Genomic DNA, 22,140 nt, shown 5'->3' with positions numbered 1-22,140 from the left:
TTGGTAACGTCCACTGCCCTATTTGGTCGCGGCCAGCGCCTGCTGCAGTGCCTTCTGTGCCCGGGTGGCGGCATCGACCTCGCCCTGTTCGCGCAGCAGTTGCACCACCTGATGCAATTGACCGGCGCTCAGGCCGACCCGTTGACTGGCACGCATATGGGACAGCAACTGGGCCTCCACCCCTGGCATGGAAGCCAATGCCCCTACCGTCGCCAGTTCACGGCTCTGCCAGTCCAGGTTGTCGCGAGCAAAAATATCGCCAAACAGGTGTGTCTGCAGGTACTGGTTGATCACAGGGGCAAACTCAAAGAGCGGACCCTGTACCGGTGCGCCCGAGATCCTGGTCTGGTTGGCGGTCCCCACTCGGCGCAGTTCATCACCTACCGGGATGGGGGTGACGGGCTCTTTTCCGAGAGGATCGCTGATGCCCCGAGCCTTGCGGGCCTCGACAACCTTCATCAACTCATTCAAGGCATTCAGACTGCGAGGAAAACCGGTATAAGCATAGAGCTGAACGAGCACCTCCTTGGCTTCATTCACCGTCAACCCTGCATCCAGACCCCGATTGAGGGCATCTCGTAGCTTCTCCATGTTGCTGGTCGCCATCGCCGAGGCGATCAAGGGAATGGCCTGTTGGCGCGTGGTCAGGGTGTCGGTCACGGATCCTTGCTGGCTCACCTGGGTGGAACCCTCAATGGCGGCCACCCCGTAGGGCAGTCCGGTGCCAAGGAGCAGCAGCGCCGCTGCCGTGATCGCCTTAATGTGCCTGGTATTGTTCATCTGTCACCTTCTCCATCCATTCAACACTCTTGCCATCCACATTGCCGGTCACCGCCAGATGCGTCATCGCACTGCCGGGGGTGGCACCATGCCAATGCTTGACCCCGGGTGGGCAGGAGACGACATCACCGGGACGGATGATCTGTACCGGTTGACCCTCCTGCTGGGTCAAGCCGACCCCCGAGGTCACGATGAGCCGCTGCCCTGCAGGGTGCCTGTGCCAGGCCGAACGCGCCCCGGGCTCGAAGGTGACATGAGCGCCCGATACCGGGATAGCCTGGTCGGCCGTGAAAAGCGGATCGACCCGGACCCGGCCGGTAAAGTTGTCCGCCGAACCGTACACCGCCGCCTGGCTGCCCGCGACGGCGATGCCGGTGGCTGCTCCTTGCTCCGCTGCAATGGCGACGCAACTCATAAGCGGCAGCAGCAGAGCGAAATAACGCATTTTTCCTGACATGAAACGCGATCCCTTTAGTGAGTGAGCTTGGAGTTAAACCGCTGCCATGCTAGCAAGCACGAGATGTCGTCAGGCTGACCCCAGGCTGACGTTCCCGTCAGGATATAGCGGGCATGGAAGGCGCCAATCGCCTCTCCAGTGCGGGAGCTGACTCATGATCCCGTCCCCTCTGTGCGGACAGTGCAAAAGTGAGTCCAAAGGTATTGACCCCCTCCTCGCTTTGGGCAAACACCTCTCCCCGGTGCATGATCGCCACCGCCCGGACAATGGACAGCCCCAGGCCATGATGGGTGTCGCTGCGGGCCCTGGCTGAGTCAACCCGGTAAAAGCGTTCAAACAGGCGAGACAGATGGGCAGGGGCAATGGGATCGCCGGGGTTTGAGACAGCGACCCAGGCCTGCTCCTCGCGCTGGCTCAGTCTGACGGTGATGGTTCCGTGGGGCGGTGAGTGCCTTGCCGCATTCTCCAGTAAATTGGCGAGTGAACGGTGGAACAGGCGCCGGTCGATATGAGCGCTCACATCCCCTTCCACCTGCAGTGAGAGCCGCTTTTCGGCGAGGGAGGGCTCCACATACTCCACCGTCTTGAGGGTCTCTTCGCGCAGCGAAACCCGCTCCAGTTGGGAGGCATGCTCCCCCGCATGGGCATGGGACAAAAACAGCATGTCGTTGACGATGGAAGCCATCCGCTCCAGCTCCTCCAGATTGGAGCCGAGCAAGTCGCCCAGCTCCTCTGGCGAACGCCTGCGGGATAACCCCAGCTGAGTCTGGCCAATCAGATTCGTGAGTGGGGTCCGCAGCTCATGGGCCACATCGGCATTGAAGCTCTCCAGTTGCCGCCATGCCACCTCCTGACGTGCCAAGACGCCGTTGAACGAGGAGGCCAGCTGCTGCAGCTCCTCGGGCAAGGCGTCAGTGTCCAGCCGCTGACCATGGTCTCCCGGCGCCAGTCGATGGGCCTGCTGACTCAAGGCCCCCACCGGGCGCAGACCAATCCGGGCAACGCCATACCCCAGCAAGGCGACCATCAGCACGCCAAGGAGAGTTATGACCAGCAGCGTGCGGGTAAAGGCGTCCAGTGTGCTCATATAGGGGGTCGAGTCGATGGACACCACATAGCGCAGCTCGGGCCTTTCCCCATTGGCGGGAATGGTCTTCACCAGCAGGAAGAGCGAGCAGGCCTCCTCCGAGGCCCCGGGCAGTTTGTTGAACCCCTCCTTGAGAGCGTCCCAGGCTACCCCCGATGGCGGTATGCCTCCCACCCTGAAGCGGGGATCGTCGCTGACAATCCAATAGTGGACACGGTTCCCCTCGGAGCTGGCCAGATTGGTGAACTTGCTGGCGAGCACTGACCACCCTTCGCTGGAGGTGCGGGCACTGATCCAGGGGCTCATCAAGGATTCACGAAACGACAGCTCGTTGTGCATCTGCTTTTGCAAGGAGTCATGGAGCGAACTCCTCAGCAGCAGACCGGATGCCGAGACGATCAGGACGGCACTCAGGGCAAACATCAGCGCCAGGTGTCCGGAGATGGAGCCTGTGAACATCTTGTTTCCTCCCCTCAAGGGTGCAGGTCCGGCCTGACTTCGAGCACATAGCCCATGCCGCGCACCGTGTGCAGCAGCTTGACCTCGAAAGGCGCATCTATCTTGGCTCGCAGCCGTTTTATCGCGACTTCCACGACGTTGGCATCACTGTCAAAATTCATATCCCAGACCTGCTCGGCAATCATCATCTTCGAGAGGATCTCCCCCTGATGGCGGGCCAGCAGACTGAGCAGGGAAAACTCCTTGGCGGTGAGCTCCAGCCGATGGCCGGCGCGCGACACCCGACGCGCCAGCAGATCCAGATGCATATCGTGGATCTGCAACTGGGTGATGTCCGCGCCATCGGCCCCGCGACGACGCACCAGGGCCTGAATACGGGCAACCAGTTCAATGAGCGAGAAGGGTTTGGGCAGATAGTCATCGGCCCCCAGACGCAGCCCCTTGACCCGCTCGTCCACGGATCCGCGCGCGGAGAGCATCAGCACCGGTGTCTGCTTGCTCGCACGAAGCCCCTCCAGCACCCGATAGCCATCCATGCCAGGCAACATCACATCCAGAATGATGGCGTCATACTCGTACTCCAGCGCAAAATGGAGCCCTTCGGGCCCCTCCGCGGAGACATCGACCATGAAGCCCGACTCTCCCAGTGCGCGACAAAGATATGACGATGTCTTCTCTTCGTCCTCTACCAACAACAGACGCATGGCATCCACCTCCTTATATCTAGGGCTCGCGCTCATGACAGCATGAACAGGGTGCCAACGGGGCCCTACCTCCATTCATCCCGCCATCGGCCAGCAAGTCAGCGCTTCGGCGGCGCGTCCACATCGGAATAGGCCTGCACCGCGTCCGGCAGACGCTGTCCCTTGATGACGATGGCATCCAGAGATAGGGTGAGCTCCGTCATCTCGGCAGCGCTCAGCTGGATCGCCGCTGCCGACGTGTTTTGCAGCATGTGGTCCATGTTAGTGGTGCCCGGGATAGGCACAATCCAGGGTTTCCTGGCCAGCAGCCAGGCCAGCGCTATCTGTCCGGGCGTCGCACTCTTGCGTTCAGCCCAGGTTTTCAGTACGGCCACGAGCCCAAGGTTATGCTCCAGATTTTCGGGTGCGAAGCGCGACTCCGTCCCCCGGAAATCACCGGGGGCAAAGCGGGTATTCTTGTCGATCCAGCCAGTCAGGAACTGCACCCCCAGCGGGCTCCACGGCACAAACCCTATCCCCAACGCTTCGCAGGTCGGCAGCACAGACTGTTCCGGCCCCCGCCATAACATCGAGTACTCACTCTGAACCGCCGTGACGGGGAGCGCTGCGTGGGCGCGTTTCAAGGTGTCGATCCCCATTTCAGACAGGCCCCAGTGCAACACCTTCCCTTGCTCCATCAGATCTTTCACAGCGCCGGCAACATCCTCGATAGGCACCAGGGGGTCGACCCTGTGCTGATAGAGCAGATCGATACGATCCGTGCGCAGGCGCTTGAGCATTCCCTCGACGACTTGCTTGATGTGCTCGGGCCGACTGTTGAGCCCGGGACGCCGCTCACCGGTCTGTTGATCGATGTTCCAGCCAAACTTGGTGGCGATGACGATCGTGTCTCTGAAGGGCGCCACGGCCTCGCCCAGGATCCGCTCCACTTCGAAGGGGCCATAGGCCTCGGCGGCATCAAAGAACGTCACCCCCTGATCAAAGGCCCTGCGCACTATGTTGACCATTTCAGGGCGCCAGGGGACGGAGGTGTCATATTTGCGGCTCATGTTCTGCACCCCCAGTCCGATGGCAGAGACGTCAAGTCCACCCAGCTTGCGCCTTCCTGGCCCGGCAACGGGCTGACCTGCGCCATGGGACTGTGGGGATTGCTGAGCCCCGTTGACCTGGGGGATCAACGAGGCCGCGGCCATGCCGGCCCCCGCGATCAGCAACTTGCGTCGCGCTGGCATCGCGGGTGCATCGGGCGTAAACACTGCTGGTTTGCTCTCCATAAGAGACTCCTTTTATGACCAGACGGGTGACGAAGACCACTTCGTATTGCCACATCCTATTGATTCGTTACCAACATTCCCCTGACAGCAAGCTGACAGCCGTGTCAGAAATCCAGGCCAAGGCCACCACCTGACTGACAGCATTGTCATTTCCCCGTCATGGGGCTGACAGCCCCCTCCCCTTACCCTTGTCCGGCAATATCCACCGCGTGCCTCTGGAGCCAGGCCGCGCTTACCCTCGGGAGTCCACATGAAACAGACCTTTCTCAATGCCATGGTGCTGACGGCGCTGGCAGGCTTTGCCGCCACCGTCCAGGCCGCCGATCACAGACAAAATCCGTTTACCCTGGCCTATGAAGGGGCCATCACCGAAAACATCCAGGGCAGGGTCAACCTCCACCCGGTGAAATATGACCTCCATGGCATCCAGATAGCCGCGAATGTCTATACCCCTGCCGACTATGATCCCGCCAAAACCTACCCGGCCGTGGTCGTTGCCCACCCCAACGGAGGGGTCAAGGAGCAGGTCGCGGGCCTCTATGCCCAGCGCCTGGCAGAGCAAGGCTACATCGCCATCACGGCGGACGCCGCCTACCAGGGGGCCAGCGGAGGTATGCCCCGCAGCGTCGATAAACCGGCAAACCGCATCGAGGACATTCACGGCATGGCGGATTACCTCGGCCAGTACCCCGGCGTTGACAAGGAACGCATCGGCCTGCTTGGCATTTGCGGCGGTGGCGGTTATTCGTTGAAAGCGGCCCAGACCGACAAGCGTTTCAAGGCCCTGGCGACCCTCAGCATGTTTGACTCCGGGCTGGTGCGTCGCAACGGATATCAGGATTCTCAACTCGCCACCGTGCAGGAGCGCCTGAAGCAGGCCACCGATGCCCGCACCAGGGAGGTCACCACGGGTGAGGTGAGCTACTCCGGCGATGCCAACCTGACCGACGAACAGATAGCCAAGCTGCCGTTCGAGCTGTACCGCCAAGGCTATGAGTACTACTGGAAGACCCATGCCCATCCCAATTCGACATTCCGCTACACCACCAGCAGCCTGCTCGACCTGATGAACTTCGATGCCCAGAGCAACATGGAGCTCATCAATCAACCGCTGCTGATGATGGCGGGGACCAAGGCGGACTCGCGCTACATGACCGAAAGCGCCTTCAAGAAAGCCACCGGCACCGCCAATAAAGAGCTGTTCCTCATCGAGGGGGCGACGCACATTGAAACCTACTGGGTGCCTCGCTACGTGGATCAGGCGATGAGCCGGATCGATGCCTTCTTCGACAAGAACATCTGACGATACCCCCATCGCCCCGGTCAGTGCCTTCACGGCGCGGACCGGGGCTGTTCATCTCTTTGGCTCCCCCCTGTTTCCCCATGGCGTCATCGCCAAACGTCCTTATCGCACCGGCTCGGGTTGTGACATCGGCTCGCAAGACGCCTCGGGCTCGGTGCGTCGCCACAGTGCAAAGACGAGGCAGCCCACTCCCCCGACAGCCACTATCCAGCCCATGGTCCAGGGGGTGCCATCGGTGCACCAGCCGAGCAGGGCCGCGCTGAACACCCCGCTGCCGTAGTGCATGGCACCGACCAGGGAAGAGGCCGCGCCCGCCTGCTTCGGGAAGAGCGCCAGGGCGCTGGCCACCGAGTTGGCGACGATGAAGCCACTGACCGACATGTAGCAGAAGATGGGCACGGCCAACCCGGCGACCCCACCCAATCCCCACCAGGCATCGAGGGCCAGCCAGAGAGCGGAGGCAGCGGCAGCCCAGGCACCGTAGCGAAACAGACGCTCGGGCCCCCACTTCGCCACCAGGCGCGTGTTGACGAAATTCAGCACCATCAACCCCAGGATATTGGCGCCAAAGAGCAGGCCATAGGCCTGCGCCGACACCTGGTAGTAATCGACGTAGGCAAACGGGGTTCCGGCGATAAAGGCATAGCAACCGCCGTAGTAAAAGCCGCCGGCGAGGGCATAGCGCAGCAAGCGTCCGTCCATCGCCAGGGCGACATAGTCTTTCATTGTCACGGCCAGAGACGCCTGGCTGCGGCTCGCCGGTGCCAGGGTTTCGGGCAGGTAGCGCATGGCGATCAGGGCCACGACCCCCATGATGGCCAGCACCCAGAAGATCCCTCGCCAGGACCAGTACAGCAGCAGTTGTCCCCCGAGCAACGGCCCGAGCAGAGGCGCGACCGCCATCATCAGGATCAGGGTCGACAGCATCTGGGCCGCCCGCTCCCTGGCATAGAGATCACGGACCATGGCCCTGGCCAGCACGGGGCCGGCGCAGGCCCCCAGGGCCTGAATGATGCGCCACACCAGCATCTGAGGGGCGGTCTCGGCCAGGGCACAGCCCACCGAGCCCAGGATGAAGAGCCCGATACCGAGCATGATGGGCAGGCGCCGGCCATAGCGATCGCTCGCCGGCCCCCAGAACAGCTGCCCCAGGCTGAAACCGATCAGAAAGGTCGAGATGGTCAGCTCGATCTGGGTCATGTCTGTGTTCAAGTCATGGACCAGCTGCGGCAACGCCGGCAGGTACATGTCGGTGGAAATGGAGGCAAACGACATCAAGGCGCTCAGGATGATCAGGATCCTGAGCTCCTGGGCATGAGCGCGTTCGGGCAGGCTATCCGGGTGTGCCGGTCCGGCAACGGGCTGACTGTTATTCCCCCGCATGTTCAATCCCGCCCCCCGGCGACGGCGGCGCGATAATCACCCTCGCTCACCTGCTCAAGCCAGGTCACCACCTTGCCATCCTGCTGTTCTGCCAGCGCCAGGTGGGTCATGGGGGTATCTGGCGCCGCACCGTGCCAATGCTTCACCCCGGCCGGGATCCACACCAGGTCCCCTGGCCGGATTTCCCGGACAGGCGCTCCCGCCATCTGCACCCGCCCCACCCCGCTGACCACGTAGAGGGTCTGGCCCAGGGGATGGGTATGCCAGGCGGTGCGCGCCCCCGGCGTGAAGCTGACCAGACCACCGGAGATGGCGGCGGGCGCCGTGCCCTGATAGCGCTGATCCACATAGACATCCCCGACGAAGAACTCGCTGGCCCCCTGGGTTGCAGGCACCTGCCCCGGAGAAAATACCTGTATCGTCTGCTCCTTTGCCTCGGCCTGGCCGAGCGCCATGGCGGCGGCGAGCGTGGTGGCGGATATTGGGTTCATTGTCGACTCCTGCGTTTTAAAAAATGTGTCACTCGCGCCACCAGGCGCTGCCCTCGTGGGGAGCCAGCACGTTCAGGGACTCCCCCATCATCGGGGTGGTCAATGGGATCTGCTGCTCGGCGGCCAGACGGACTATCTGCTCGAGGGGGTCATCCCACTGGTGCATGGCCAGATCGAAGGTGCCGTTGTGCACTGGATAGAGCCACTGCCCGCGCAGATCGTGAAACGCCTGCGCCGTCTGCGCCGGCAACATGTGCACGTACTCCCAGCGCTTGTCGTAGGCCCCGGTCTCGAGGAAGGCCATGTCGAACGGGCCGTAGCGCCTGCCAATCTCCTTGAAGCCGTCGAAGTAGCCGCTGTCACCGCTGAAGAAGAGAGTGGCTTCCTCCCCGCGAATGACCCAGGAGGCCCACAGGGTCTGGTTGCCATCCCCAAGGCCACGGCCGGAGAAGTGCTGGGCCGGGGTGGCGATGAATTCGATGCCGCCGACCCGGGCCTGCTGCCACCAATCCAGCTCCCTGACCTTGTGCCGGGGGACACCCCAGGCAACCAGGCGCGCCCCCACCCCGAGCGGCGTGATGAAGTGGCCGACCTTCTCTTGCAGCGCCAGGATGGCGTCATGATCGAGGTGGTCGTAGTGATCGTGGGAGAGGATCACCGCCTCTATGGGGGGCAGCGCATCCAGGGTGATGGGCGGCGCGTGCCAGCGTTTGGGACCGAACCACTGCACCGGCGAGGCGCGCTCGCTGAACACCGGATCCGTCAGCCAGAACTTGCCCTGCAATTTGAACAGCAGACTGGAGTGGCCGAGGCGCCACACGTTGTTGTCCGGGGCGGCCATCAGCCCCTCCCGGGTCATGGCCTGCACCGGGATGGCGCGATCCGGCACTGTGCCCTCAGGCTTGGCGAACAGAAAATCCCACCAGAGCCGGACCCCGTCCCAGGTGCTGCGCTGCGGCAGTGCCACGACATTGCTGAACCGACCCCCCTGATACTGGGAAGAGTCAGGGTGCGCGGGCAGGCCCGGTTTCAATACATAGGAGATAATGCCTGCCATCACGGCTCCTGTTAGCAACCAGAGAGCGCGCCGGCCCCTGGGGACGGCGCGAGAGAGTACAGAGGGGTTCTGCATTCATGAGACTCCTGTTGAGGATCCTGCCTTAGCGACCCACGTTCTTCTGCAGGTGTGACGGATAGCGATCCCCCTCCACCTTGATCCCGGCCAGGGCACGCTGGATGTCTCCCAGATCGGTGGCGCTCAGTGCCACCCGGGCTGCACCCAGGTTCTCCTCGAGCCGATGCAGCTTGGTGGTCCCGGGTATGGGGACGATCCAGGGCTTTTGTGCCAGCAGCCAGGCGATCGCAATCTGGGCAGAGGTCACCCCCTTGCTGGCCGCAAGGTCGCTCAAGACCTCCACCAGATGCTGGTTGGCCTGGCGCGCCGCCTCGGCAAAACGTGGGACCTGGTTGCGAAAATCCGTGTCATCGAAACGGGTATCGGCCTTGATGGCCCCGGTCAGGAAGCCCTTGCCGAGGGGGCTGAACGGCACAAAGCCGATGCCCAGCTCCTCCAGCAGCGGCAGAATGGCCTGCTCCGGCTCGCGCCACCAGAGGGAGTATTCGCTCTGCAGCGCCGCCACCGGCTGCACGGCGTGGGCACGACGAATGGAGTCGACACCGGCCTCGGACAGACCGAAGTGACGCACCTTGCCCTCCTGGATAAGGTCTCGCACTGTGCCAGCCACCTCTTCCATGGGGACATCGGGATCGACGCGGTGCTGATAGAAGAGATCGATCACATCGGTGTTGAGCCGGCGCAGGGAAGCCTCGGCCACGGCGCGGATATTCTCCGGCCGGCTGTCCAGCCCATCGGGCACCTTGCCGTTCTTGAAACCGAACTTGGTGGCGATCACCACCTTGTCCCGGAACGGGGCCAGCGCCTCCCCCAGCAGCAGTTCGTTATCGCCAGGGCCATAGGCCTCGGCGGTATCGAAGAAGGTCACTCCCAGTTCATGGGCGCGGCGGATCAGGTTGATGGCCTGCCCCTTGTCCGTGGCCGGGCCATAGCCAAAGCTCAGCCCCATGCAGCCCAGACCGATGGCCGACACTGTCAGCCGGCTGTTACCCAAAGTACGTGTTTGCATGATGGATCCCTTTTCCTGGAAGGCGCTCTCCTGGGAAAGCGCCATGGTGTGGGTGCCTGGCACCCGCCTGGTGTGATGGTTGGCGGCTCGCTCCCGACGCCGGAGCGGGAGGCACCGCCACTCATATGGCCTTGCGAAGGATGCTGGCCAGCACCTCCTGGGTGTAGGTCTCGGCCAGACCAAACCAGCGGGCGTTGCCCTTGAGGTTCTCCAGGATGGCGGGCAGGTCCGCCTCCGTGATGCCGAGCTGGGAGAGGCGGGTCGGCGTGCCAATCTTGTCGAACCATGTCTCCAGGGCGGCAATGCCTTCCTCGGCGGTTTTCAAGCCGAACAACTGCTGGGCGAAGCGCTCGAACTGAGCCGGATTCTGGCCCTGGTACCACCTCATCCAGGCGGGCATCACCACCGACAGGCCTGCGCCATGGGGCACATTGAACAGGGCGGAGAGCGCGTGTTCGATCATGTGGTTGGGGTAACCAAAGCCCGACGTCCCCGCATAGGTCAGGCCGTTCAATGCCAGGGTCGCCGCCCAGGCGAACTCGGCGCGGGCGTTGTAATTTTCGGGGTCTGCCAGCAACTGCTCCGTGGTCTCCAGCACGGTGGCGATGACGGACTCCACCAGGCGGGACTGGATTGTCGGCTGCACCTTGGCAGTGAAGTAGCCCTCGATGGAGTGGGCTATGATGTCCGCCGCCGAGTAGACCAGATAGTCCCGGGAGACCGTCTGCATCAGCGCCGGATTGACGATGGAGACCCTGGGGAAGGTGTGCACCGAGTTGATGGCGAACTTCTCTTTGGTGTCATCGTTGGTCACCACGGCGCCGCTGTTCATCTCGCTGCCGGTGGCAGCCAGGGTCAGGATGGCAAACACCGGCAGCGCCGCCTCGATCTGCCCCTTGCCGACGAACAGATCCCAGACATCCCCCTGATAGAGGCTGCCTGCGGCAATGGCCTTGGCGCTGTCGAGCACGGAGCCGCCGCCGACGCTCAGGATGGCGTCGACCCCCTGCTCCCGTGCCAGGGCGATGGCCTCACGCACCTTGGAGATGAGCGGGTTGCTGACGATGCCGCCGCACGCCACGAACGGGATCCCCTGCTCGCCCAGGCTGGCGCTCACGGTCGCGAAGAGGCCATCGCCCTTGATGCGATCGCTGCCATAGGCCAGCAGCACCTTCTTGATGCCGTGCTGGGCCAGGATCTCGCCGATGAGGCGCTCCTTACCGGTGCCAAACTCGATCCGGGTCGGGTTGTAAAAGCTGAAATTGTCCATCTTGCTCGTCTCGCTGTCTGGGTGCATGCCAGGTGGCATCTCGATGGACTGAACTATAAATGGGCAACAAACATCGAACTAGACGGCAAATGGATGAATCAGTTACAACTAAATGATGTAAATCGACGAGAAAGAGCATGATCAGCGAATTGAGATCCATCACCACCTTCGTGCGCACGGTGGAACTGGGCAGCCTCAGCAAGGCCGCCGAGGCCCAGCAGATCTCCCCTCAGGCCGCCAGCAAGGCACTGAGGCAGCTGGAGACCTATCTCGGGGTGAGGCTGTTCCATCGCACCACCCGCAGCATGTCGCTGACCGAAGAGGGCCAGCGCTTCCTGGAGGCGGCCCAACCCGCCCTGCTCGGCCTGCAACAGGCCCTGTCGGCCGCGAGGCAGACCCGGGAGGCATTCGCCGGCCCGCTGCGGATCGTGGGGCCCCGCTCGGTCGCGCAGATGATCATAGGCCCAGTGCTGGACGAGTACTGCCGGCTCTACCCCGAGGTTCAGCCCGATGTACAGCTCGATGACCGCATCGGCAACTGGGTGGAGGAGCGGGTCGATGTGGGTTTGCGGATCGGCCTCTCGCCACAGGATGGGCTGATCGCACGCCGCCTGTTTCCCTTGCAGCTCATCATCTGCGCCTCCCCCACCTATCTGCGCAAACATGGGGTGCCGCACACGCTGCACGATCTGGGCGTGCACCGCTGCAGCGTGTTTCGTCATGCCGGCACCGGCCACCTAATTCCCTGGCATGTAAAGCTTGGTGAGAGCGTGCAGGACCATCTCGTTCGTCCGGCGATATCGACCAATGACGAGACGGTGGAGCTGGGCGCCGTGCTGGCGGGGGAAGTGATAGGCCAGATCGCCGGGCCGACGGCGGCGGCGCACATCCGGGCCGGCCGCCTGGTTCCCCTGCTGCTCGACCACATGACAGACATGTACAGCCTGTTTCTCTACTACGGCAGCCGTGCGGCCCAGCCCGCCCGGGTACGTCGCTTCATCGATCTGGCGGTCGAGCGCCTCACCGACAGCCCGGAGTTCGTGCTCGGCGCCGAGGAGCTGCGCCTTGCCCATGCCAAGGGTATTGCCCCGGCAACATGAAGCTCATGACGGGTTCATCCTGGCGTGGATCCCAAGATGAGTGTTGCCGTCATGGACGGCAGGAATGGCGAGGGAGCCAGGACAGCAGAGGTCAGTTGATATTGGGCAGAGGGTCAATGAGCGAGGTGACAGGCAAGGCCGCAGCGTGTGCGTTGACGGGGTACGCACGCTAAAGCTGACAGGGAGGCGAAACCAAGGGGATTGAGGGTGTGACGCTTGGAGATAGTACGGGAGAGCTGCCTGGTTACCGCGGCACGGCAGCCAGCTTGGCTAGGGTTTGCAGGGATTTCTGGATCTCTTTACGACCACCACAGGGGAGCGTGGTGACTTTCCGGTAATACCAGATGCCGTGGGGACTGAGCCAGAGATTCATCGATGAGCTCCTTGTCGCCCACACAGAGTGGATGACCAAGGGCTTTAGGAAGGTAACTTATTGATTTCCAGAAACAGGTGGTGGCCCCACCAGCCACATCCCGGCACTCGAGTCCCCCGCCTTGGCTGCTACCTTCCGGTCCTGACCAGGTTGACGAGTTATCAATGCGAGCCCAAATAAATCAGGCACTTAGGGATGGAACTGATTGCCATCAACAGTGTTCTGAAACCTCAACAAGCGACAACCCGCCAGAAGTGCGGTCATCCACATCAAGTGGACATGCTTCATAGGTAACAAGTAGCAAAATCTTACCTGCCCTCCTCCATCGCTTCAAGCCATATCCCGTGAGAAAAATCCGCCAGAACCGTAGCTATGACATCAGCAAGGGTTGAGCAAAAAACATCCGCAGGGTATCGTGTGGATCTTGTTGTTCAGGTGAATGTAGGAGGACAGATCATGGCTACCAACACAGGCAAAGGCTATCGGCAGGGTTCAGTTCGGGATCGGACTCAGGTTCAGAATCCAACCAACGGTAACTGGACGAAACGAGACACCGATACCGGGAGATTTATCGAGCAAAAGCAAGATGGAGACCCCTTCAAGGGCGTGGCAAAAGAAGTCGACGACCGTCGCAAGTAGGGCGAAGCATGACTGACTCCTGCTCATGTGGTCACCCTCTGAATCATTCCGTCGAGTTCCAGCACAACGGGCAGAAACTCAAAAGCTGCCCCAACTGCTCAGAACTGGCGGGACATCATGTTTTCTATCGAGCTGGTGAGTTCGGTTTTCGACGTATGGCTGGAGTGATCCGCATCCAGTCTTGGTGTCGAGGCTGCCGGGCCAAGCATCGCTACCGACTCGACCCAGTCAGAACTTGTTAAAAAGGAGCCCGGTAGGGCTCCTTGGGTTGTTACTGGTTGCATGTCCCCCACGCCACGCCATCTGTACCGCACTCCTCTGTGTGCGTCCCATTGGCGAAGACCGTGAACTTGCGGTAACGACCTTGCTCGTCATAGCTAATCTTCGTGGTCACGCCGCTGCTGTCCGTGATGGTCTGGTTCTTAACCCACCCAGCGGCTTCAGGCTCTGCGGTCTTATCGTCGTAGCGATAAGGTAGTTGCTCAAAAGCAGCGACCAGTTCGCTCATGTTGCGGGTTGCATGATCATCCGCCATCCCTATCCAATCGTTCAGGAAGGGGAAGCTGTTAGAACCACCAAGGAAATAGACAAACTGGCTGCTGTAGTCGGCTTCGGCATCCTTATAACCGACCGTCGCATAGCGATGGGTGATCGCCCCGGCCAAGTCCTCAGGGACGCAGTCGGCAAAGACCTGAGCCTCTCCGTTAGCGAGGTTCACCAGCTCATACTTCTTCCCATCCACTGTCGTTGAAACGGTCTCCTTGATGTCACAAGTGTAGGGAGCATCATCCCCACCACGAGACTCAAACTCGTAGCTGTTGCTATAGCGATAACCATTGCCCGTGACACTGACCTTCTCGCCATAGATGATGGTTTTGATATCTTGACTGAAGTCATCACTGACCTTGACCAGTTCAGTCCGACTCTTGTTGACCCAATAGATCCCCTGATCACGATACCAAGCCTGCGGATAGGCATTATCGTGGTCTCTATAGTCCCCCTGGTGGTAATCCACGTAGGCATAGAACGCATCAGGATGAGCACGCTTTAGTTCTTCGCTGGCACTGAACGATTTCTGCAGACCACGGACTATCTCCTGGGCCTTGGTCGATGTTTCACTATCCCCCGTAGCGATGAAATCCTCGTAGATCTTCTGCTCGGGAATGTTGTAGTGATACACCACCCGATCCATCGCTTGTTCCAGTGAATTTATCAGCTGTTCGCGCTTCTGCTGATCGGCCATCACACTCTGGCAGGTCAGAGCCCCACCAACCGCCAACTCCTTCTCGACCGAACTCCACAGGGCCGTGGTAAGCGGGGTCACATGATAGAAATCATCTTTCGTGATCGGCTTAAACTTCGGTGGCAACACCATCTGGTAAGCCTGCTCGACGGGCCCGAGATCCAAATCCACAGCCCCCACCGGCACATCGACCACCAAGGGCACGTACTGGGCACATTCCTGCTGAGCCTCAGTTAGCTCCAGACGATAATCACCAGTGTCAGAAGTCACTGCATTGGGCTCCCCGTCATCCAACTGACGGTTGAAGTTCAAGTCCAGATAGGCAGTTGCACCCTGCACATAGCCGTCGATAGCCTTGCCCTGAATAGCAGTCTTGGCGACGGGTTGGGTATCGGACCCACCATCGCCTCCCCCACCGCCACCACAAGCTACCAGAGCCAGACTTACCCCTACACTAATTAACGAACGAACTGTCATCAGTTTCTCCTTGTTCTCTATTGATTCAACGCGACTCGATAGCCCACACAAAAGCGGGATACTAAAGAGTCTGGGAGTTGATTTATGTGATTGATACCGATTTCATGAACATTTTTCTTTCTATAATCATGATTTCATTGAATTTATCCCCCACCACGCAAGATCCGCTGCACGCTGGAGAGACTGATCCCCGTCCGACGTGCAATTTCGGCCTTGGCGAGTCCTCTTGCTGCCAGTGCCTGCACCTCATCCCCCTTCGCCATGGCTGTCGGCTTGCGGCCCTTGTAGACCCCACGCCGTCTAGCCAGCTCAATCCCTTCAGCCTGTCGCTCCAGCATCAGCTCCCGCTCGAACGTGGCGATGGCCCCGATCATGGTCAGCATCAGCTTGCCTGTCGGGGTCGAGGTGTCGATCCCTAGATTCAAAATCCTCAGAGAGACCCGCTTAGCGTGCAGGTACTCCGAGATCTCCAACAGGTGGCGGGTGTTGCGAGCCAAGCGATCCAGCTTGGTCACCATCACCACGTCTCCCTCACGCACAAAATCCAGCATCAACGAGAGCTGCGGGCGGTCATCCTTGGCCCCGCTCACTTTTTCCTGGAATATCTTGCTGCACTCGGCCAGTGCCTGAAGCTGGGCATCCAGGCTCTGCCCCACCGTGCTGACACGTGCATATCCCACCAGTGCCATGGTCTCCTCCTGGTCAATAGGGCAAGGTACACTGACGCGACCGGTCAGAAGGTCGAAAGGAACCCATATGACCGGCAAAAAGTGGCACTTTCGCTCGCGTCACACGGGCTTGGTCTATTGACCTCTGCCAGTGATACAAATGAAAGCGGGCCGCTCCGTGATGGAGGGCCCGCAGGGGTAGTCAACCAGATGCTCTGGCTGCTCTATCTATTGGTCATGCAGGGTGCCGACGGGGGGATCTCAATGACGCGTCGCCCCGCCCGGCATCCGCAATACCTTGGCCAGCTCCTCGGCATGAGCCTTGTCACGGGCGATGAGGCGGATCATCAGGGTTCCCCCTGCAATGGCAACCAGAGTCACCGAGGTCAGGATCATTTTGTTCATGGGTAGTCCTCTTCGTTCATGTTGTAGAAGTGTGGCGGCATGTAGCGGGCCATCATCGCGTTGACGATTACAGACGCGAACGCCGTCAGGGCTGCCTTCAAGGCGTCCAGCAGCAAGGTTTTCATGAAGTCATTCATAGCGATTACTCAGGGGTTATCTTCAGGCGGTAGACCTCCATCCGGTGATAGTCGAGAAAGTTCCTCTCCCAAAGCCGGTAGAGGTCCATGGTGATGGCCAGCGGCCGCTCTCCACAACAGAGCTGTGAGGTCAGCCCGGCGTTGAAGTCAAAATCGAGATCCTTGACCAGCTCACCACCGAGGTAAGTGAACTCGGTGACGTAGGCCATCCCCCAGCTACCAGCCCGTTTTTCCAGACGGATTTCGACCGGACGGTAACCACCTGTGTCGGCGGAATAATCGGGACTGCGGAAGTTGAGGGTCAGGGCGGTGGCATCGGGGTAGCTGCCGATGATCTTCGCGAACAGAGCCTGTAGCGGTTTGAATGGAGTCATAGCAGCCCCCGCTCGGCAAACGAAACGATGTCGTGCCGTCCCACCACAAAGTGGTCGAGCACTCGCACGTCTACCATCTCAAGCAAATCCTTGAGACGAGCGGTAACAGCCTTGTCGGCATCCGAGGGGTCGATCATACCGGAGGGGTGGTTGTGGGCCAGAATGACCGCTGCGGCGTTTCTGCTGAGAGCCGCCTTGACCACCTCACGGGGGTGAACGGTGCCCGCATTGATGGTGCCGAAGAACAGCTCCTGGTAATCGAGCAGTCGGTGTTGATTGTCGAGCAGCATGACGGCAAACACTTCCCGCTCGTACTCCCCCATCTTGAGCCGCAGGAAGTCTGCTGCTGCTTTGGGCTGAGTGAAGGCGTGGCCCAGATGCCGCTGTCGGCTCTCCAGAATGGCCAATGCCTGATTGATGATGTGATCGCCCTGTCCGGGGTGATCATCATAGTGTTGTGACATAACAGTAACCTCGCGTCGTTTGGGTACACGAGTTACTTATGCCAGGGGATTTGGTTGTTATTGAACCCGAACGGAACCGGTATAAGGGGTGCAGGGGCCCACGTTCACCTATGAGCCCTCTTAGAAATTTTTAGACGGATTTCACGGTTTTCCCTTTTATGACGCGATATGTTTCCACTCGTGGTCAAAAAAGAGGGGTTAAAACTCACTTGAGACCAATTTTTAGCAATATCGTCTCGTTTTGTGTGAAGGAGAACACCAGTGGCAACTACTCATTTTATCCCCGCTCAGCCCAGTGAGTACGGTTACATCATTGTCGAACCAAATGACAACGGAGAAACGACCCTTGAGCGTTACCCATTGCTCGGGTACGCCGTCAAGATTACAGAAGGTGAGTCAGAAGACTTCAAGATACAGACACAACCAGTCTGCACAACAGGTGAGAGCTTCACCCCGAACTTCATCCAGCGCTATGACGGCACCTTCAGCCGAGCTGATGGCGAGTACCTCTGTCACTCCCTGTCAGAGATGATGAATCTTTTCGGTTTCGAAGCAGATGATCTGCATACTCTGCCCCCGGCAAATGCCAAAGAGCTATCAGGATACGTATGGCGCCCACTGCGAAATCCGCAAAGCTAATATCTGCTGATTTTGGATCTGGCCCTTTTGCCCGCCATCAAAGGAAAAAGGGCCATGTCGGATGTTCAATCTGCTGAAATTTCATTTGTTTATAGAACTTTTTCTGTTTGAAATCTCGTAGAAAAAGTTCTTAAAAATGCCAAAATTTCAGCAGAATGGCTGTTCTGAATCGCCCCCTATGGCTCTGTGTATCCCCTTTTCCGGGCGATAGGCGCATCTAAAGCGTCATCCCTGCCCCATTGTGTTTCAGCCAGGAGACTTGCTTCTGGTAATCCGGCAGCACCTTATCGACAGCATCCCAGAATGCAGCGTTATGGTTGCGGTGGAGCCGATGGGCCAATTCATGCACAACGATGTAATCCAGCACAGACAGAGGTGCCATCAGGCAACGCCAGTGGAAATTCAGATCCCCCTTGGTCGAACAGGAAGCCCAGTGATGCTGCAGCTCCATCACTCTGACTGTCCGGTAGTCTACTCCAAGTTTGGGGGCATAATAGGTCACTCGCTTTGTTACCCTGGACAATCCCTTATTGCGATAGAAGTGTTTGAACAGCTCCATTCCCCGATCAGCTCTGTCACGCCTCATCAAGAAGTAACCATTCTTGAGGATCAGGTCTTCCTGCTGATCATCCACCAGCTTGAGGCGATAGTTGCTGCCTAGATAGGGGAACCCTTCACCACTGACAAACTGACGCTCGACATGAGTTCGGTTAAGGTCTTCCCACTCGGCCAGATTACGATAAATCCAGCTACGCTTCTGCTCCAGGATCTGCTCGATTTTTTCGGCACCATATCCTTCTGGAGCCAACACTGACACGCTGCCGTCTCGCTCAATAAAGATGCTGGTCGTCTTGCGTTTGCTCTGCTTGAGCCGGTACTGAATGTCTTTGTAAGAGAGCATCAAATCGACTCACTACTGTCAGCTATATGGCTCATGCCCAACACCTCGGCACTACGACGACGAGCCAGAGCAACAACCTCAACCGCCAGTTGTTCCCGTTGAGCCTTCAGTTGCGGTACTCTGCTGAGAAACAGCTCTTTCTTGATTTGCCCTTTCAGGTCCGATACCAGATCGGCCCTTTCCCAAAAATCCAGATTGCCGATATTTTCATTCAGCAGTTCCATGATCTTGTCGAGGCATGCTTTCACCTGCTCCACATACTCAGCCAAATTGCCACCCGTAAAGGCGATACTGACTATCAAATCAAAGAAGGGGTCCTCGACTTTGGCATCGGGGCCTCGTCCCGCCAGCACATCTTTACGCAAAGCAGCCAGCTCAAGCATCATCTGCTCCCAGTTGCCAGCGTGCTTCTTGATGATCTCCTCCAGCTTCTCGCTCATCTTTTTGAAGAAAACCGGGTCATCTTCCGCATTTACCTTACAGTGCTTACGGATGGCATGTTCCATCTCGCTGGCTTGAGCCTTCAAGTCAGGCTCTTTGGCATTCTGGGTCATAAAGCTGTCGCTAAACAGCTCCATCGGCTTGATCTTGGGGTTGATGCCCAGGCTGATCAGGTGTTCGTCTATCAGCTTGCGGATCTTCTCGCCCACCCCGCTAAAGCTCATGGTCTCGTCTTTATAACGCTCCTTCGCCTTCGCCTGAATGTGGACAAACTGGTACATGGGGATCTTGTATGGATTGGCCAGAGCGCTTGGCATGACGATATCCATACTCTGCAAAAACTTTTTCAGGAACACGTTGAAACTGTCCCGCCGTCTGGGGTCTTCCAACACTTCGATAGCATTCAACTGCACCTGATAATGTGCATCTGACCCCAGCTTTTGCATCACCATGGCTTCAATTTGTTGAACATCAGCATCGGTAAAAAGTTGTAGCAAGCGGCGATAACGGCTCTCAAGTACCGGCAGTTCACTGTCGATACTCTGCAAACTGTTCAGGATATCGTTTCGATCATCCTGTGAGTACATAGCGAGAGCTTCGTGCAGATGATGGGCCAAACCGATGTAATCGACGATGTAGCCACGAGTCTTCTCCTTGGCGGTTCGGTTTACCCTCGCAATAGTTTGCAACAGGTTGTGTTCCCGCAACTTTTTGTCCAGGTACATCACCTGCTCGATGGGGGCATCGAAGCCGGTAAGTAGCATGTCACAAACGATCAGGAACGCGACACCCGTATTGGGATTGGCCTCGTCAAATTTTTTCTTGAAACTCTCAACCGCATTGAGCTCGTTAGCCTGCTTGCGAGCCTGAATAAATGCAGCCGACTCGTTAGTACCATCCGAAGAGATAACCACTGCAGTCTTGAGGAACTTGAGTCGAGCCAACCACTCATGGCTTACTGACGAGGGCGGCTGCTTTTCGTAGGCTGCAATCTCTTCGGCCAGAGCCTTGTCAATGGCTTCCTGATAACGGATAGCTGCCAACTTGGAAGAGCAGACAACCTGAGCCTTGAAACCGGATGGCAAAATATTGCGAAGGTAGTGTTTTACCAGATCGCTGGCGATAGCCTCGATACGGGCCTTGGCCTCCAGGATATCCCCTTCCGCCCCGTACTTGCGGCGAATGGCCAATAGTTCTGCCTCGGTGCGATCTTTGAACAGGTCTTCGAACTTTGTGTCGAAACCAGACTTATCGTTGATGGCACTGTCGGCAGTCTTTCCCTCGTAGAGGATCTGCAGGGTAGCCCCATCATCTACCGCATCTTGCAGTTTGTACTTGTCGATATAAGCATGTTCCTGACTGGTGCCAAACCGCTTCCAGGTCGGAGCGGTATGATGTTCGGCGATCAGTGGCGTGCCGGTAAAAGCGATGCGTGTAGCCTTGGGGAAGGCATCAAAGAGATTATCCGAGAGGCTGGCCCTATCCTTGCCGCTACGCTGGGTACGATGAGCTTCATCAATCAGGATCAGCACCTCTTCGCGGTTGCTGATCACACCAAAGGGCTGATGGCGAACAATCTCGGCCTGATAATCGGCACTGACCTCTTCGATCTTGTCCTCGTCACCACTGGCTTGAGCGGCAGCATAGTCAAGGTCGAGCTTCTTCTTGACCGATTCAGGCAAGAAACGGCTATCCTGCTCCCGAAACTTGTGGATCATCACCATATTGAGGTTGGAGCTGTCATTGGCGAGCTGGCTCTTGGCCTCTTCGGTACTGCTAATCTCAATCACCTTTTCGTCAGTGAGCACTGCGGTTTCCGTCAACTGCTCTTCAAGATCAGTGCGATCGTTGACCATCAAGACTTTGTAACGCTTCAACTGGGAGCAACGACGCAGTCGACGAACCAGAAACACCATGGTCAGGCTCTTGCCGCTGCCCTGGGTATGCCATACCACCCCGGAGCGTCGCAACCCGGTCTCTCCCTGCCGCATACGCTCGATAATCTTGAGCACTGCCCGATACTGCTGATAGCGGCAGATCACCTTCACTCGGGCACCACCCGCATCCATAAACAGGGTAAAGCTGCGGGTAATGTCGAGCAGCCGCTCTGGCTTTAGCATCCCCTGCACCAACTGTTCTTGAGGACGATGGCGACCAACCTCAAGGGCTACATAGGGTTCTTCGTCCGGATAGATGGTCTTCCAGTTGAAGTAGTACTCCTCGGTCGAAGTAATGCTGCCGAAACGGCAATCGTCACCATAGGTGCTGATCATCAGCTGATTGGTGTAAAAGAGGGTGGGCTCACCTTCCCGCAACTTGCTGTGCTCAGGCTCTCGCAGATCGGCGAATCGCCGCAGCTGATTAATCCCCTCAGCCATGGGGTCGGAGCAATAGTCAGCCAGCAGCTTGCACTCGATCACAACCAAGGGCATTCCATTGACAAACAACACGATATCGGGGCGGATATGCTCTTTGCTGTGGCCAGGGGTATCTATGCGAAACTGATTAATGGCGGTGAAGGTGTTGTTCTGCCAGTTATCGAAGTCGATCAGCTTGACCACAGGGTCGGCCTCACCGGTCACTTCATTGCGGTCAAGCTGCCACTTGTAAAGACGCTGCAAGAAGGTCTCGTTGGCCTCCAGAAGCTTATGGGAGCCGAAATCAGTGACATCCCCGAGCAACGTCTCAAGCTGGCTATCGGTCAGCCAGCGCTGGCAATCTTCGGTGGTGTTGATGCGATCCACCGCCTTTTTAAAGATATCGGGGAGTACCACCTGCCGGAATGAGGAGCGAAAGCTGGTGGACGGGTCTTTGGGCACTCCCTGCCCCAGATCATGCACTTCCCAACCCATCGCCGCTAGCTGGTCCAACAGCGGCTTTTCAACCTCCAGATACTCCGACATCCGTACTCTCCCTTAAATAGGGGC

At 58.8% G+C, this 22,140-nt stretch carries 23 protein-coding genes and 1 other RNA gene; 4 read left to right on the top strand and 20 right to left on the bottom strand.

All coding sequences use genetic code 11. From position 1 onward, the window contains the following. Positions 1-18: 18 nt before the first annotated feature. The 5 genes from AC3WR3_RS03130 to AC3WR3_RS03110 all read right to left on the bottom strand — a co-directional run bounded on the left by AC3WR3_RS03130 (position 19) and on the right by AC3WR3_RS03110 (position 4,761). Positions 19-780: a carboxymuconolactone decarboxylase family protein gene (locus AC3WR3_RS03130; protein ID WP_492291126.1), complete on the bottom strand. Its 762-nt coding sequence runs from the start codon at positions 778-780 to the stop codon at positions 19-21. Continuing rightward, positions 758-1,237, bottom strand: coding sequence for a (R)-mandelonitrile lyase (locus AC3WR3_RS03125; protein ID WP_265437098.1), 480 nt, complete (start codon positions 1,235-1,237; stop codon positions 758-760). Before AC3WR3_RS03125 ends, AC3WR3_RS03130 begins: the two co-directional genes overlap by 23 nt. 97 nt (positions 1,238-1,334) lie before the next feature. After that, on the bottom strand, positions 1,335-2,783 hold the full coding sequence (locus tag AC3WR3_RS03120) for a heavy metal sensor histidine kinase (protein ID WP_492291125.1): 1,449 nt from the start codon (positions 2,781-2,783) through the stop codon (positions 1,335-1,337). A gap of 14 nt (positions 2,784-2,797) precedes the next feature. Continuing rightward, positions 2,798-3,487, bottom strand: a complete 690-nt coding sequence (locus AC3WR3_RS03115) for a heavy metal response regulator transcription factor (protein WP_247626249.1) — start codon at positions 3,485-3,487, stop codon at positions 2,798-2,800. 98 nt (positions 3,488-3,585) lie between these two features. Then, on the bottom strand, positions 3,586-4,761 hold the full coding sequence (locus AC3WR3_RS03110; RefSeq protein ID WP_492291124.1) for an aldo/keto reductase: 1,176 nt from the start codon (positions 4,759-4,761) through the stop codon (positions 3,586-3,588). A gap of 250 nt (positions 4,762-5,011) precedes the next feature. Between AC3WR3_RS03110 and AC3WR3_RS03105 the strand changes: the two genes are divergently transcribed. Next, positions 5,012-6,064 (top strand): alpha/beta hydrolase, encoded by a 1,053-nt coding sequence (locus AC3WR3_RS03105; protein ID WP_429108341.1) that lies wholly within the window; start codon positions 5,012-5,014, stop codon positions 6,062-6,064. A 102-nt stretch (positions 6,065-6,166) separates the two neighbouring features. On the opposite strand, the gene AC3WR3_RS03100 is transcribed toward AC3WR3_RS03105, so the two are convergent. The 5 genes from AC3WR3_RS03100 to AC3WR3_RS03080 all read right to left on the bottom strand — a co-directional run bounded on the left by AC3WR3_RS03100 (position 6,167) and on the right by AC3WR3_RS03080 (position 11,352). Then, positions 6,167-7,447: a Bcr/CflA family multidrug efflux MFS transporter gene (locus AC3WR3_RS03100; RefSeq protein ID WP_492291123.1), complete on the bottom strand. Its 1,281-nt coding sequence runs from the start codon at positions 7,445-7,447 to the stop codon at positions 6,167-6,169. A gap of 2 nt (positions 7,448-7,449) precedes the next feature. Continuing rightward, entirely contained in the window at positions 7,450-7,938 is a 489-nt protein-coding gene (locus AC3WR3_RS03095; protein WP_139439414.1) for a (R)-mandelonitrile lyase, read from the bottom strand. A gap of 28 nt (positions 7,939-7,966) precedes the next feature. Then, complete coding sequence (locus AC3WR3_RS03090) at positions 7,967-8,995, bottom strand: MBL fold metallo-hydrolase (protein ID WP_492291122.1); 1,029 nt, start codon at positions 8,993-8,995, stop codon at positions 7,967-7,969. Between the two features lie 103 nt (positions 8,996-9,098). Continuing rightward, a complete protein-coding gene (locus tag AC3WR3_RS03085; RefSeq protein ID WP_492291121.1) occupies positions 9,099-10,082 on the bottom strand; it encodes an aldo/keto reductase in 984 nt (327 codons plus the stop codon). Between the two features lie 121 nt (positions 10,083-10,203). After that, positions 10,204-11,352 carry an iron-containing alcohol dehydrogenase gene (locus AC3WR3_RS03080; protein ID WP_492291120.1) on the bottom strand — a complete coding sequence of 383 codons (1,149 nt, stop codon included), beginning with the start codon at positions 11,350-11,352 and terminating at the stop codon, positions 10,204-10,206. Between the two features lie 137 nt (positions 11,353-11,489). On the opposite strand from AC3WR3_RS03080, the gene AC3WR3_RS03075 reads away from it, so the two are divergent. Beyond that, complete coding sequence (locus AC3WR3_RS03075; RefSeq protein ID WP_265437110.1) at positions 11,490-12,452, top strand: LysR family transcriptional regulator; 963 nt, start codon at positions 11,490-11,492, stop codon at positions 12,450-12,452. 244 nt (positions 12,453-12,696) lie between these two features. Here the strand turns inward: AC3WR3_RS03075 and AC3WR3_RS03070 are convergent, their stop codons facing one another. Together AC3WR3_RS03070 and ffs are read right to left on the bottom strand one after the other, a co-directional pair. Next, on the bottom strand, positions 12,697-12,825 hold the full coding sequence (locus AC3WR3_RS03070; RefSeq protein ID WP_265437111.1) for a hypothetical protein: 129 nt from the start codon (positions 12,823-12,825) through the stop codon (positions 12,697-12,699). A 91-nt stretch (positions 12,826-12,916) separates the two neighbouring features. After that, an RNA gene (ffs, locus tag AC3WR3_RS03065) (signal recognition particle sRNA small type) lies at positions 12,917-13,001 on the bottom strand. Positions 13,002-13,281: 280 nt separating this feature from the next. On the opposite strand from ffs, the gene AC3WR3_RS03060 reads away from it, so the two are divergent. Then, the gene (locus AC3WR3_RS03060; RefSeq protein ID WP_492291119.1) at positions 13,282-13,464 is read left to right on the top strand and encodes a hypothetical protein; all 183 of its coding nucleotides are present in this window, start codon (positions 13,282-13,284) and stop codon (positions 13,462-13,464) included. Between the two features lie 271 nt (positions 13,465-13,735). On the opposite strand, the gene AC3WR3_RS03055 is transcribed toward AC3WR3_RS03060, so the two are convergent. The 6 genes from AC3WR3_RS03055 to radC form a co-directional block, all read right to left on the bottom strand. Beyond that, positions 13,736-15,184 carry a hypothetical protein gene (locus AC3WR3_RS03055; RefSeq protein WP_492291118.1) on the bottom strand — a complete coding sequence of 483 codons (1,449 nt, stop codon included), beginning with the start codon at positions 15,182-15,184 and terminating at the stop codon, positions 13,736-13,738. A gap of 143 nt (positions 15,185-15,327) precedes the next feature. Next, on the bottom strand, positions 15,328-15,873 hold the full coding sequence (locus tag AC3WR3_RS03050) for a recombinase family protein (RefSeq protein ID WP_201035114.1): 546 nt from the start codon (positions 15,871-15,873) through the stop codon (positions 15,328-15,330). A 240-nt stretch (positions 15,874-16,113) separates the two neighbouring features. Continuing rightward, positions 16,114-16,257: a hypothetical protein gene (locus AC3WR3_RS03045; protein WP_005345168.1), complete on the bottom strand. Its 144-nt coding sequence runs from the start codon at positions 16,255-16,257 to the stop codon at positions 16,114-16,116. Then, entirely contained in the window at positions 16,254-16,382 is a 129-nt protein-coding gene (locus AC3WR3_RS03040) for a hypothetical protein (protein WP_254902196.1), read from the bottom strand. Before AC3WR3_RS03040 ends, AC3WR3_RS03045 begins: the two co-directional genes overlap by 4 nt. A 17-nt stretch (positions 16,383-16,399) precedes the next feature. Beyond that, positions 16,400-16,768, bottom strand: a complete 369-nt coding sequence (locus AC3WR3_RS03035; RefSeq protein ID WP_492291117.1) for a DUF2787 family protein — start codon at positions 16,766-16,768, stop codon at positions 16,400-16,402. After that, positions 16,765-17,232: a RadC family protein gene (radC, locus tag AC3WR3_RS03030; RefSeq protein ID WP_241872312.1), complete on the bottom strand. Its 468-nt coding sequence runs from the start codon at positions 17,230-17,232 to the stop codon at positions 16,765-16,767. The genes AC3WR3_RS03035 and radC overlap by 4 nt, the downstream gene beginning before the upstream one ends. 261 nt (positions 17,233-17,493) lie before the next feature. Here radC and AC3WR3_RS03025 point away from each other — a divergent pair, with 261 nt between their 5' ends. Then, positions 17,494-17,871 carry a hypothetical protein gene (locus tag AC3WR3_RS03025; protein WP_216962389.1) on the top strand — a complete coding sequence of 126 codons (378 nt, stop codon included), beginning with the start codon at positions 17,494-17,496 and terminating at the stop codon, positions 17,869-17,871. A gap of 217 nt (positions 17,872-18,088) precedes the next feature. Here AC3WR3_RS03025 and AC3WR3_RS03020 read toward each other — a convergent pair whose 3' ends face one another. Next, positions 18,089-18,772 (bottom strand): M48 family metallopeptidase, encoded by a 684-nt coding sequence (locus AC3WR3_RS03020; RefSeq protein WP_492291116.1) that lies wholly within the window; start codon positions 18,770-18,772, stop codon positions 18,089-18,091. Next, positions 18,772-22,116 (bottom strand): type I restriction endonuclease subunit R, encoded by a 3,345-nt coding sequence (locus tag AC3WR3_RS03015; protein WP_492291115.1) that lies wholly within the window; start codon positions 22,114-22,116, stop codon positions 18,772-18,774. The genes AC3WR3_RS03020 and AC3WR3_RS03015 overlap by 1 nt, the downstream gene beginning before the upstream one ends. Positions 22,117-22,140: the final 24 nt, after the last annotated feature.

Source organism: Aeromonas sp. EU05-FHT14A05 (genome assembly GCF_058791175.1).
This window is presented reverse-complemented; position numbering and strand designations above follow the sequence as displayed.

Coding starts and splice junctions, on each gene's coding strand:
- AC3WR3_RS03080 (WP_492291120.1), bottom strand. CDS start 11,352: ATGGACAATTTCAGCTTTTACAACCCGACCCGGATCGAGTTTGGCACC.
- AC3WR3_RS03015 (WP_492291115.1), bottom strand. CDS start 22,116: ATGTCGGAGTATCTGGAGGTTGAAAAGCCGCTGTTGGACCAGCTAGCG.
- AC3WR3_RS03075 (WP_265437110.1), top strand. CDS start 11,490: ATGATCAGCGAATTGAGATCCATCACCACCTTCGTGCGCACGGTGGAA.
- AC3WR3_RS03085 (WP_492291121.1), bottom strand. CDS start 10,082: ATGCAAACACGTACTTTGGGTAACAGCCGGCTGACAGTGTCGGCCATC.
- AC3WR3_RS03070 (WP_265437111.1), bottom strand. CDS start 12,825: ATGAATCTCTGGCTCAGTCCCCACGGCATCTGGTATTACCGGAAAGTC.
- AC3WR3_RS03040 (WP_254902196.1), bottom strand. CDS start 16,382: ATGAAAACCTTGCTGCTGGACGCCTTGAAGGCAGCCCTGACGGCGTTC.
- AC3WR3_RS03095 (WP_139439414.1), bottom strand. CDS start 7,938: ATGAACCCAATATCCGCCACCACGCTCGCCGCCGCCATGGCGCTCGGC.
- radC (WP_241872312.1), bottom strand. CDS start 17,232: ATGTCACAACACTATGATGATCACCCCGGACAGGGCGATCACATCATC.
- AC3WR3_RS03045 (WP_005345168.1), bottom strand. CDS start 16,257: ATGAACAAAATGATCCTGACCTCGGTGACTCTGGTTGCCATTGCAGGG.
- AC3WR3_RS03055 (WP_492291118.1), bottom strand. CDS start 15,184: ATGACAGTTCGTTCGTTAATTAGTGTAGGGGTAAGTCTGGCTCTGGTA.
- AC3WR3_RS03110 (WP_492291124.1), bottom strand. CDS start 4,761: ATGGAGAGCAAACCAGCAGTGTTTACGCCCGATGCACCCGCGATGCCA.
- AC3WR3_RS03130 (WP_492291126.1), bottom strand. CDS start 780: ATGAACAATACCAGGCACATTAAGGCGATCACGGCAGCGGCGCTGCTG.
- AC3WR3_RS03050 (WP_201035114.1), bottom strand. CDS start 15,873: ATGGCACTGGTGGGATATGCACGTGTCAGCACGGTGGGGCAGAGCCTG.
- AC3WR3_RS03060 (WP_492291119.1), top strand. CDS start 13,282: ATGGCTACCAACACAGGCAAAGGCTATCGGCAGGGTTCAGTTCGGGAT.
- AC3WR3_RS03115 (WP_247626249.1), bottom strand. CDS start 3,487: ATGCGTCTGTTGTTGGTAGAGGACGAAGAGAAGACATCGTCATATCTT.
- AC3WR3_RS03020 (WP_492291116.1), bottom strand. CDS start 18,772: ATGCTCTCTTACAAAGACATTCAGTACCGGCTCAAGCAGAGCAAACGC.
- AC3WR3_RS03035 (WP_492291117.1), bottom strand. CDS start 16,768: ATGACTCCATTCAAACCGCTACAGGCTCTGTTCGCGAAGATCATCGGC.
- AC3WR3_RS03120 (WP_492291125.1), bottom strand. CDS start 2,783: ATGTTCACAGGCTCCATCTCCGGACACCTGGCGCTGATGTTTGCCCTG.
- AC3WR3_RS03090 (WP_492291122.1), bottom strand. CDS start 8,995: ATGGCAGGCATTATCTCCTATGTATTGAAACCGGGCCTGCCCGCGCAC.
- AC3WR3_RS03100 (WP_492291123.1), bottom strand. CDS start 7,447: ATGCGGGGGAATAACAGTCAGCCCGTTGCCGGACCGGCACACCCGGAT.
- AC3WR3_RS03125 (WP_265437098.1), bottom strand. CDS start 1,237: ATGTCAGGAAAAATGCGTTATTTCGCTCTGCTGCTGCCGCTTATGAGT.
- AC3WR3_RS03105 (WP_429108341.1), top strand. CDS start 5,012: ATGAAACAGACCTTTCTCAATGCCATGGTGCTGACGGCGCTGGCAGGC.